This window comes from Acinetobacter sp. ANC_7553 (assembly GCF_056779895.1).
In genome coordinates, this window is the sequence record NZ_JBWYIV010000005.1 from 75,393 (window position 1) to 87,159 (window position 11,767).

Consider the following 11,767-nt stretch of genomic DNA (forward strand, 5'->3'; position numbering starts at 1 on the left):
GCACATCAATTTTTATAAAAGCCGAGTTCTTCTCGGCTTTTATATGTATTTCTAATCGACTAACTTAATAAATTTCGGAGTACCAATTTTTACATTCTCAAATGCGACAATCCCTACAATTTTTTTCTTAGGATCAAGTGGCTCAGTTAACTCACGATCAATCAATCCAACTTTGTGTTCAGTACCTTTAGAGTCCACTAGCTTAATTTGATCAGAACGGATAGTAATCGGCTGATTGCCCTGATTTTCAAGAGTAAGCTGATAATAATATGTATTGTCTTTCGATAAGTTTGTATTTTCTGCAAGTATTCGTAAATTTTTATTTTGCATCATATTGCTAGCGATAATTTCATCACCAACCACGATATCTTGTGTCTTCTGTATGTCATTTTTTATTTCAACATTTTTTGACTTTTGATCACATGCTGTTAAGCCCAATACAGCAATCATTGTTATAAAAATAATATTTTTCATTGTATTCTCATAAATAAAAACAAATTTAAGTTTATTATTTTTTAATTAAATTACTTTTACTGTTTTGTAAAAATTTACAATAAGCTTCATGTATTAATTGGCCAAGTTCAATAGCCTATTAATTTGTAAATGTGAAACCCATGATTTTGGTTAACTTTTTTTAAAAGCTCCTATTCAACCTTTAAAGCTTATTCTATATATCATTAAACTTTTACATAAAGAATAAAAGAATTTTCAAGCATTTTTATATTACTGGATAGAAATTAGATATCCTGCGATTAAAAACAAAATTTGTAGACCTGCAATGAAGAAAAATAGCTTCCAACCTTTTTGACGTGACTCTACTTTATTGGTCATTACTAACGCTTTATTCATATCACCACCTCATTGATTAGTGTTACAACAGCAGCATTGTCATTCTTGGCATCTATGCATAGATGCATCTAAATTGTGCAATAAATAAACTTTTCTTTCACACTAATATAAAAGCAAAAAACAAACCAATTTTTAATTGTAATAAAAAACAAATCTACTCTTTCAGCCAACTCGAGCAATCCTCACTTACATATTCCGTCTTCTTTAAAACAACATTGATCTTTTGACTAGGAAAATCACTCAGTGCAATATTATCAACAGTTCCATAACCCGCTTTAGAAACGCACATCGACCAACTGTAATTTTGTATACCATGAATGATTAAATTCTCCATTTTCCATTCTTTTACACTTTTAAAAATAGCTATACCCTCGGCATCAGTTTGAATAAGAACAAACTTGAGGGGTACTTTAGCAGGATGCTGTTCCGTAATGAGTAGAACATCTGCACCTTCTACTCTTTTCCCATTTTCATCCACAATATGAGCATCAAAAGGTAAACGAATGGTTTTATAAACAGGATAGCAGCCTGATAGGACTACACTGATCAAACCTAAAAATATGCAATACTTCATTTTAATATGTTATCCACACCTAAATTTCAGTATATAAAAAAAGCCACCCTAAGGTGACTTTTAAAATCTTTTTACAGCTTAACCAATAAATTTACGAGCATTACGGAACATACGTAACCATGCACCATCTTGATCCCAATCTTCAGGTTTCCAAGAATGTTGAACCGCACGGAAGTTACGTTCAGGATGCGGCATCATAATCGTTGCACGACCATCAGTTGAAGTCACACCTGTAATTGCTTCAGGTGAGCCGTTCGGGTTCAATGGGTAATGTTGAGTTGGATTACCTTGGCTATCAACATAACGTAAAGTCACTTGATTACTCGCATTCAATGCAGCAATAGAGCTGTCCGCTGCAACAACGCGACCTTCACCATGCGCCACAGCAATTGGTAAAATCGAACCTTCCATACCTTCTAACAGTACAGATTTAGATTTTTCAACACGAACGTTTACAGCTCGCGCTTCAAACATTTCTGATACGTTACGATGGAAACGTGGCCAGTTTTCAGCACCTGGAATGAGTGGAGCCAATTGAGACAACATTTGGCAACCGTTACAGATACCGAGTGAGAATGTTTCTTGACGGTTAAAGAATTTCTCAAATTGATCACGAAGTTTAGGATTGAACAATACTGATTTCGCCCAACCACCACCAGCGCCTAAAACGTCACCGTAAGAGAAACCACCACATGCCACTAAACCTTCAAATTCATCAAGGCTTACACGACCAGCGAGTAGGTCACTCATATGGACATCAATCGTATTGAAACCAACTTTGTCGAATGCAGCTGCCATCTCCACATGACCATTTACACCCTGCTCACGCAAGATTGCCATATTCGGACGACGTGTATTGATATACGGTGCTTCAATTTCTTCATTCAAATCGAATGTCGCTTTTGCAATAAGACCTTTATGATCTTTATTCGCAATTAGACTATATTCTTGATCTGCAGTTTCCACGTTGTCACGTAAACGTTGAATCTGATGTGACACTTCAGTCCACGCTTGTTGCAGTTCAACACGATCTAGCGTTAAACCATTAATCGTTAGCGTATCAGTAGTATTCACTGTACCAACGACACTGATCGCATCTTTTAAGCTTGATGCTGAAACTTCAGTCTGTAGTGCATCCCAATCAGCTTTAGCAATTTGTAATACTGCACCAATTTCTTCAGCAAATAAGCTTGCTACAGATTGATCTTCTAATGCCACACCTAAGCGTGAAGCGAACATCATCTCTGCAACAGTTGCGATTAAACCACCATCACCGATGTCATGGTAAGCTTTAATTAAACCACGGTTATTCCAATCTTGTACCAATTCAAAGAATGCTTTGAAGTCATCGAAGCTATCTACATCTGGTGTAACCGAACCAATTGCTTTATACACTTGCGCAAGGATCGAACCACCTAGACGGAATTGACCTTTAGACAAATCAATACGTACAAGTACTGAATCTAAGTTTTTCAATTCTGGTGTTAATGTCTTACGCACATCAGTCACCGGTGCAAATGCTGTGATCACACCTGACATTGGAGAAGTTACAGACTTATCTTCACCTTCGTCATTCCAAGTCGTACGCATCGATAAAGAATCTTTACCTACAGGAATTGCGATGCCAAGCGCAGGACACATTTCCATACCGATGGCTTTTACACCTTCAAATAATGCTTGGTCTTCGCCTACTTGACCTGCTGCAGCCATCCAATTCGCAGACAATTTAATGTCGCTGATTTTCTCGATTTTTGCAGACATGATGTTGGTGATTGACTCAGCCACTGCTAAACGTGCAGATGCCGCAGGATTTAACAATGCTACAGGTGGACGTTCACCCATTGCCATTGCTTCGCCTGTGTAGCCCACTAAACTTGTTGTTGTTACCGCAGCATCTGCTACAGGCACTTGCCATGGACCAACCATTTGGTCACGTGCAACCATACCTGTAATTGAACGGTCACCAATGGTAATTAAGAATGATTTAGACGCAACTGTTGGGTTCTTAATCACACGGTAAATCGCATCTTTAAGATCAGTCACTTGTGCAGCATCAAAGTCATCACCGTGACGTTCGATACAGTCATACGCGCGGCTCATACGTGGCGTACCACCCAAGATCACTTGCATTGGTACATCGACAGGATTGTTACCGAACAATGGATCTTCAACGGTTAAGTGACGCGCTTCAGTCGCTTCACCCAGTACCGCAAACGGACAACGCTCACGTGCACAGATTGATTCAAACAATTCTAATGAACTTGGACGGATAGCTAACACATAACGCTCTTGCGCTTCGTTTGACCAGATTTCCATTGGCGACATGCCCGGCTCAAGCGACGGAATCTTACGAAGATCAAGTTTTGCACCTAACTCGTGATCGTTCACAAGTTCAGGCATTGCATTTGAAATACCACCCGCACCGACATCATGTACAGATACGATTGGGTTTTCATCTTCCATGCGCCAGCAGGTATCGATCACTTCTTGGCAACGACGTTCCATTTCTGGGTTTTCACGTTGTACAGAAGCGAAGTCTAGGCTTTCACCCATTGTACCGCTGTCTACAGAAGAAGCTGCGCCACCACCTAAACCAATGAGCATTGCAGGACCACCAAGCACGATAAGCAAATCGCCCGGCTGAATGGCATCTTTTTCAACGTGGTCTGGACGAATGTTACCGTATCCACCCGCAATCATAATTGGCTTATGGAAGCCTTTTACATCGCCATTGACCTTTTGTTCGAAAGTACGGAAGTAACCATTTAATGCAGGACGACCAAATTCGTTGTTAAACGCTGCACCACCCAATGGACCTTCAATCATGATTTGAAGTGGAGATGCCATACGAGATGGTTTGCCGTAGTTCTCTTCCCACGGTTGTTCAAAGCCAGGAATATTCAAGTTTGAAACTGTGAAACCGGTTAAACCTGCTTTAGGTTTACCACCACGACCTGTTGCGCCTTCATCACGGATTTCACCACCTGAACCTGTTGCCGCACCTGCAAATGGTGCAATCGCTGTAGGATGGTTGTGGGTTTCCACTTTCATTAAGATGTGAGCAGCTTGGCTCTTATATTTATAAACATAATGACCGTTTTCATCTTTTTTCGGATAAAAACGTTGCGTATCAAATCCTACAATCACTGATGCATTGTCTTTATATGCTGACAATACATCTGTAGGTGATTCTTTATAGGTATTTTTAATCATTTGGAACAATGACAATGGTTGAACTTCACCATCGATTGTCCATTCTGAACCAAAGATTTTATGACGACAATGCTCAGAGTTCGCTTGTGCAAACATCATGAGTTCAATGTCATGCGGATTGCGACCTAACTTGATAAATGCATCAGTTAAGTAATCAATTTCTTCATCCGATAAAGCAAAACCAAATTCAGAGTTTGCTTTTACGAGCGCTTCTTTACCTTGACCTAGAATATCAATCGAGTTTAGTGGTTTTGGCTCAGTTTCAGTAAATAAAGCAGCAGCATCGTCAATTTGATTGAAAACACTTTCTGTCATTCGGTCATGCAGAATTTGCTTAATTTCATTTGAAACGTCTTTTACACCCTTCAAAGTAAACAAAACACCGCGTTCAAGACGATGAACCGGTGTGTTGCAGTTCGCGAAAATATCGGTCGCTTTTGAAGACCACGGCGAAATTGTACCTACGCGTGGAGTGACTAAGATTTGAATCTCATCTGTGGCTGCTTGGCGTAATTCAAATGACGCACCATCATTTAGAAGCTGTAAAGCGGATTGCTGTTGTTGCTCGTTGAGCGCTTGGTCGAATAAATAAACCCATTGACTTTCTATTGATTGAACCGAACTAATTGACTGTAAACGAGTTAATAGTTGCGTTTGCTTAAAAGAAGAGTGTGCTGGTGCACCGGCCACGATAAACATGCTGATTTTGGCTCCACGGGATGGTCTTTTGAACCATGCCACAATGTGACTTGAAGAGAGCGCATATTCTACTGTGTATTGCAAAATTCAGCTAGATAGCAAAACTGCTTTAAGACATATTTTCGATCGAGTTTACGAATAAATCTTTTTTATTCAGTAAAAAAAATTGAATTGCACCCTATGATGCAATTCAAATGAGATACACCTAAATAATTCTTCAGTCATCTCAACTATTGAGTGTTGGTGATTTTTAACAGATGTTGAATCGCCTCTAGAGCCATAATCATAGATTTTGGATCAACTAAATCCTTGCTATCACAAGCTTGGTGATAACATGGTGCAAAATCTAAAATTATTTCGCCCTCGTTTGCACCTGGACGTTCTTGTTCATTAAATAAAATGATCGATGTGACCGGCACTTTTCCTAGAAATGGTGCTGTGTCGCTTGCTGTTAAAGTGGTGATGTCTTCTTTTATTGTTAAGTTCTTTGCTTTAAAGAATGATTTTAATTGTTCTTCAAGCGCAGTATCCTCTGGATGACTAGGTAAAGACTTTAAGCCATCAATCATTGGTTTATAGTCAGATTCAGATAATCCAGCAGACTTAAACTGGGCTTCTAAATCTTTTAATGAAGATTTATCTACATCAGCAACCAAAATATTCGGATTTTTTGTACCGACCATATCAACATTGATATAAGCCTTTATTCCCTTCAGCTGTTCAGGTGTCATTTTAGCAACAAAATCTTGCGAACCTCCGATACCATCTTCTTCAGAATCCCAAAATGCAAGGTAAATTGTATTTTGAGGATGATTTTCAGATTTTGAATAATGTTGTAATAGCTCTAATAGAACGGCTACACCTGTACCATTATCATTGATCCCAGGCCCTGTGGTCACAGAATCATAATGTGCACCGATTATCGTAGCTAAATCAGGATTTTTACCTTTGATTTCGATAATAATATTCTGACCTACAATCTTATTGCGATTTTCAAACGGCAACATCTGAGCGTGCAAACCAGCTTTTTTTGCCTCTTCAATAATATAGGTTGCAGTTGCCTTACCACCATCCGTTCCAACTGCGCGATTACCGCCATGAGCTGCTGCAATATCTTCTAAGGCACTAAGATGACTCATGAGACGTTGTTCGATCAAATTCGAAGTATTGATTTGCGTGGTTACTTGTTGATTTTGATTTGGTGTATGTGAGCAAGCACTCAACATAAAAATACTGGTCATTAATGCTGTTAAACAAAGTATTTTTTTCATTGTCATGTGGATATCAGTTTATTAAGGATTCCATTTTAGAGAATAACCTTATTACATCCACAGATTTTTGTAATAAAAAAGAGCCCGAAGACTCTTTTTATTTATGTTTCTAAATTTTTAATCAACCAAATCGACCCGTAATATATGCCTCAGTCAATTGGTGATCAGGTTGAGTAAATACTTTTTCTGTCGAATTCACTTCAATCAAATCACCTAAATGGAAATAGGCAGTACGGTCTGATACACGTGCAGCTTGTTGCATTGAGTGCGTAACGATTGCAATAGTATATTGTGTTGAAAGCTCAGCGATTAACTCTTCAACTTTAGCCGTCGCAATTGGGTCAAGTGCTGAACAAGGTTCGTCCATTAAAATCACTTCTGGCGAAACTGCAATAGTTCGAGCAATACATAGACGTTGCTGTTGACCGCCTGATAAACCAGTTCCTGGCTGATTCAAACGATCCTTAACTTCATCCCACAACCCCGCTTTACGTAAACTATTTTCAACAATCTCTTCTAAATCATATTTGTCACGTGCTAAACCATGGAGTTTAGGTCCGTATGCAACGTTTTCAAAAATTGATTTTGGGAATGGGTTTGGCTTTTGGAACACCATACCCACTTGCGCACGCAGTAATACTACGTCGAGATTAGGATCATAAATATCTTGATTATCCAACATGACTTTACCCGTTACCCGACAACTATCTATCGTGTCGTTCATACGATTTAAAGTACGTAGGAATGTTGACTTACCACATCCAGATGGACCAATAAAAGCAATCACTTCATTTTGGTAAATATTAAGATCAATGCCTTTAATCGCTTCAGATTCACCGTAATAAACGTGAACATCAGTTGTGCTCAATTTTACAACATCCGATTTTGCTTCTTTTTTATTTTCGCTCTGCGTGTCAAATTGTGAAACAAACGAAGTTGACGTTTTTTGATTTTCATCTTGAGATGTAAATTGTGTTTGATCTGAATTCACTGATTGATCCTTTTTTAAGGAATTTTGAGTTACTTGCGAAGTTACTGTATTCATATTTTGCTCCGACTACCAACGGACTTCAAATTTCTTACGTAACCAGATCGCTAAACTATTTAAGCTAATCATCATCGCAAGGAGAACAATAATGGCTGCAGCAGTACGACCTTCAAAGAAGTTACGAAGTTCATTACCCTGCCACAAGAAAATCTGTACAGGCAGCGCTGTAGATTGATCGAATGGGCTTGCTGGAATACTGGCTACAAAAGCACTCATACCAATCAACAACAACGGCGCAGTCTCACCCAATGCTTGAGCCACACCAATAATCGCACCTGTTAAAATACCTGGTAATGCCAAAGGCAGGACGTGATGAAAAACAGTTTGCAGTCTTGATGCACCCAATCCTAATGCAGCTTGGCGAATCGAAGGAGGAACGGCTTTTAAAGAAGCTCGTGTCGTAATAATCACCGTTGGCAATGTCATTAAACTTAACACAAGACCACCTACCAAAGGGGCAGACAATGGTAAATGCATCCAACCAATAAAAATTGCAGCACCAAGCAAACCGAATACAATCGATGGAACAGCAGCCAAATTATTGATGTTGACTTCTACAATATCTGTAATCCAGTTCTTTGGCGCGAACTCTTCAAGATAGATCGCAGATGCAACGCCGATTGGAATCGAAATAAAGATCACAATCAACATCATGAACAATGAGCCCATGAATGCACCAGCTAAACCAGATGTCGCTGGTGAACTACGAGAGTCAGGACTCGTGAAAATATTCGTGTTAAATGAATTTTCGATGACACCTTTAGCCTTGAGTTCATCAGCAATTTGACGAATCTCGGGACTAAGTTGTTGCTGTTCATCTGGCAAAGAACGATCAATATTACCTGCAAGCCACACATCAATATTTGCATCAGCAAGGACTTTTACGTCCACTGTTTTACCAACCAAGCTTGGATCATTCATCACCATATCACGGATACGATATGCTTCAGAGCTCGTATAGATATAGCTTAAATCATCACGTTGGGCTTCAAGTTGAGGATCTTGTTTGATCATGGCATTGATGATCAATGCATCCCAATCCACCATGCCAACTTCAGTCTGCCACTCAATAAACCGTTCTTCATACTGAGCTGGATTCTCACCTTCAGCCAGTACAGGCTTTGGACCAACCTCAACAATCTTTGGATCGAAATAGATTGGCAAATTCATGCTACTTTGCCAAAAAGCAGGCAAGCCTTTCGCTAAAATACTACCGAATAGCAATACTACGAAGAATAAGCCAGCAATCACTGCTGAAAAACCGAAGAAACGGAACGTCTTTTCTTTACGATGACGTTTAGCTAAAGAATTCTGAATAGTCTTCTTACGCTTTTCTCTAAGCTGCTCAGCTGTTGCTGAATCAACTGTCTCGAGAGTATTAGGATTAGAAGTACTCATTAGTCGTATTGCTCACGGTATTTACGCACGATGTAAAGTGCAACAATGTTCAAACCTAAAGTAATCACAAACAATGTAAGTCCTAGTGCGAAAGCGACTAATGCTTGCGGACTTGCAAAGTCAGTATCACCTGTTAATTGATTAACAATCGTAATCGTTACGGTCGAAACAGCTTCTAATGGATTTGCGTGTAAAAGAGGACTGTTACCAGCTGCTAGAACTACGATCATCGTTTCGCCAATTGCACGGGAAGCAGCCAATAAAAATGCACCAATAATGCCAGGCAACGCTGCTGGAATGACCACTTTACGAATCGTTTCAGATTTGGTCGCCCCTAATCCTAAAGATCCATCACGTAATGCTCGAGGCACTTGAGTAATAATGTCATCAGATAAAGAAGACACAAAAGGGATGATCATGATTCCCATGACAAAACCTGCAGTGAGCGCACTCGTTGCGTTGATATCAATACCAACCATTGCCCCTACAGTTTTAATAAATGGGCCAATAATCATGAGTGCAAATACACCATAAACGATCGTTGGAATACCAGCTAAAACTTCAATGGTCGGTTTTGCCCAAGAACGGAAGCGAGGAGAAGCATATTCAGCCAAATAAATCGCGATCATTAAACCTACTGGTACAGCAACCAATAGTGCGATCCCACTGACCATAAGCGTACCCCACAACAATGGAAGTAAACCATAGCTTCCTTCTGCACTTCCCGAAGTACTGAAACCCGGGTTCCACTCTGTTCCAAAGAAGAAATCAAAAGGATTAACAAAGCTGAAGAAGCGCATCGCTTCTCCAAACATCGACATTACAATCCCTAGTGTTGTAAGAATCGCGACACCAGAACATAAAGCTAAGCCAACATTGATGACTTTCTCGACTTGATTACGCGCTCTAAAATCTTGGCTAATTCTTTTTTTAGCCCATACCAAACCTGCCAATGCAGTGCAAATAACAACTGCTAATTTTGCAACAGAGCCAATAGTTGAAAATTTACTCAGTTGCTCTGCAGCAGCAACTTCATATGCCGTTGCCGTGTCACTGACACCAAATCCGGACGCAATTGATTGAACACGGTCAACAACTACGTTTAGGCTTGCTGGATCTAGACTCGCTTTAATATCCTGTGGCAAATGATTAAGCACCACCTGCTCCAAGATCGTTGGCTCAACCAAATTCCAAACAATCAAAATTAAAAATGCAGGGATACCACACCACAACGCAACTAATGCCCCATAGTAACCAGGACGTGAATGCAAAGCGGCAGAGTTATTTCCCTGACCTGCTAAGTTACGGCTTTTGCGTAATCCGATTTGATAGGCAATGGCGATGATCGCCAATAACACACCTATAAGTAGCAGATTCATGTATTCTCCACTGTCTTTTCAATTTTCATGGTTTGAAAAAACTTTTTTCAATGAAAAAACCAATGGCAGGATAATTCCTGCCATTAGTTTGTCGTTTGATTACTTAACAGCTTTACCTGCTTTAAAGTTTGCCAAAATTGCTGCACGCTCTTTGTCAGAGAGTGAAATTAAGCCCGCTTTTTCTAACTTAGAACCTTTACCTGAAACACGCTTATTTAAGAAATATTCAGTAAACTGTGGTAAACCTTTGATTGATTTCAAATGCTCACCTTTTACATAGAAGAATAATGGGCGTGATACAGGGTAAGAACCATTTAAAATCGTGTTTTCAGACGGTGCCACATTGTTCACAGTTGCAACGCGTAAACGGTCACGGTTTTGATCATAGAAACCTAAACCAAACACACCAACAGCACTTGGAGAAGTCTTTAAGCGTGCAAGTGTTTCTGTATAGTCACCCGCAATTTCCACAACACGACCATCTTTACGGAACGTTGTGCAAGCTTTCTTTTTGGCATCTTTATCTAAAGCTTTAATAGCAGCATACGATTCACAACCAGCGTCCACCATTTTCTCCTGGAAGACTTCACGTGTACCATGATTCGAAGCTGGGATTACAAGCGTGATTGGCTCATTTGGTAATGATTTATCAATTTGATTCCAACGTGTATATGGGTTTTTTACCATCTTACCGTTTGAAGGCAATTCAGCTGCCAAAGCTGCAAATACATGTTGTGGACGTAATTTATAAGCTGCTTTGTTAGCATTTGAAGCAAATACGATACCGTCGTAACCGATTTTAATTTCTAATACTTGGTTAACGCCATTTTTCTTACATTCAGCCAATTCGCTCGATTTGATTGCACGAGATGAGTTAGCAATATCGATCGTATTGTCGCCAACACCATTACAAAATTGTTTTAAACCACCCGACGAACCGCCTGAACCAACTACTGGTGTTTTAAATTGAGGGAAGTTATTACCGAATTCTTCAGCCACAATACTTGCATATGGCAATACTGTAGAAGAACCCGCAATTTGAATTGTGTCACGTGCTGCATTTGCGGTTGTTGCTACAGCTGCCCCAGAAAGTGCTAATGCAATTGCAATATTTGTAAAGCGCATCATGTTATCTCTCAATTTATGCAAATTTGGAGTACGCTACTTTTTATTGAAGTATTGTACTTATTTCGATACATGCATTTTGATTTGATAATATGACAATAAGGTTACAGCTTTATTACGATTTTATTATTTTTATTACACCAACTTGCTTATTTGTTTTTTAATTATATTTCAACGATTTATAATAATTACGGTTAAATACTGATATTTT

General features: G+C 39.3%; 9 protein-coding genes. All 9 read right to left on the reverse strand.

Annotation, left to right across the window (positions count from 1 at the left end):
• Positions 1-51: 51 nt before the first annotated feature.
• Complete coding sequence (locus tag AC1M9I_RS05530) at positions 52-474, reverse strand: hypothetical protein (protein WP_481594698.1); 423 nt, start codon at positions 472-474, stop codon at positions 52-54.
• A gap of 249 nt (positions 475-723) precedes the next feature.
• Entirely contained in the window at positions 724-849 is a 126-nt protein-coding gene (locus AC1M9I_RS05535; protein ID WP_481594699.1) for a KGW motif small protein, read from the reverse strand.
• A 154-nt stretch (positions 850-1,003) separates the two neighbouring features.
• Positions 1,004-1,423, reverse strand: a complete 420-nt coding sequence (locus tag AC1M9I_RS05540) for a hypothetical protein (protein WP_481594700.1) — start codon at positions 1,421-1,423, stop codon at positions 1,004-1,006.
• A 78-nt stretch (positions 1,424-1,501) separates the two neighbouring features.
• Positions 1,502-5,335 carry a phosphoribosylformylglycinamidine synthase gene (purL, locus tag AC1M9I_RS05545; RefSeq protein WP_481610793.1) on the reverse strand — a complete coding sequence of 1,278 codons (3,834 nt, stop codon included), beginning with the start codon at positions 5,333-5,335 and terminating at the stop codon, positions 1,502-1,504.
• 230 nt (positions 5,336-5,565) lie between these two features.
• The gene (locus AC1M9I_RS05550) at positions 5,566-6,612 is read right to left on the reverse strand and encodes a M20/M25/M40 family metallo-hydrolase (protein WP_481610794.1); all 1,047 of its coding nucleotides are present in this window, start codon (positions 6,610-6,612) and stop codon (positions 5,566-5,568) included.
• A gap of 115 nt (positions 6,613-6,727) precedes the next feature.
• A complete protein-coding gene (pstB, locus tag AC1M9I_RS05555; protein WP_481594703.1) occupies positions 6,728-7,651 on the reverse strand; it encodes a phosphate ABC transporter ATP-binding protein PstB in 924 nt (307 codons plus the stop codon).
• 12 nt (positions 7,652-7,663) lie between these two features.
• On the reverse strand, positions 7,664-9,052 hold the full coding sequence (gene pstA, locus AC1M9I_RS05560) for a phosphate ABC transporter permease PstA (RefSeq protein WP_481594704.1): 1,389 nt from the start codon (positions 9,050-9,052) through the stop codon (positions 7,664-7,666).
• A complete protein-coding gene (gene pstC, locus AC1M9I_RS05565) occupies positions 9,052-10,431 on the reverse strand; it encodes a phosphate ABC transporter permease subunit PstC (protein ID WP_481594705.1) in 1,380 nt (459 codons plus the stop codon). The genes pstA and pstC overlap by 1 nt, the downstream gene beginning before the upstream one ends.
• A 99-nt stretch (positions 10,432-10,530) precedes the next feature.
• Positions 10,531-11,556, reverse strand: a complete 1,026-nt coding sequence (locus AC1M9I_RS05570) for a substrate-binding domain-containing protein (RefSeq protein WP_035267165.1) — start codon at positions 11,554-11,556, stop codon at positions 10,531-10,533.
• Between the last annotated feature and the right edge of the window lie 211 nt (positions 11,557-11,767).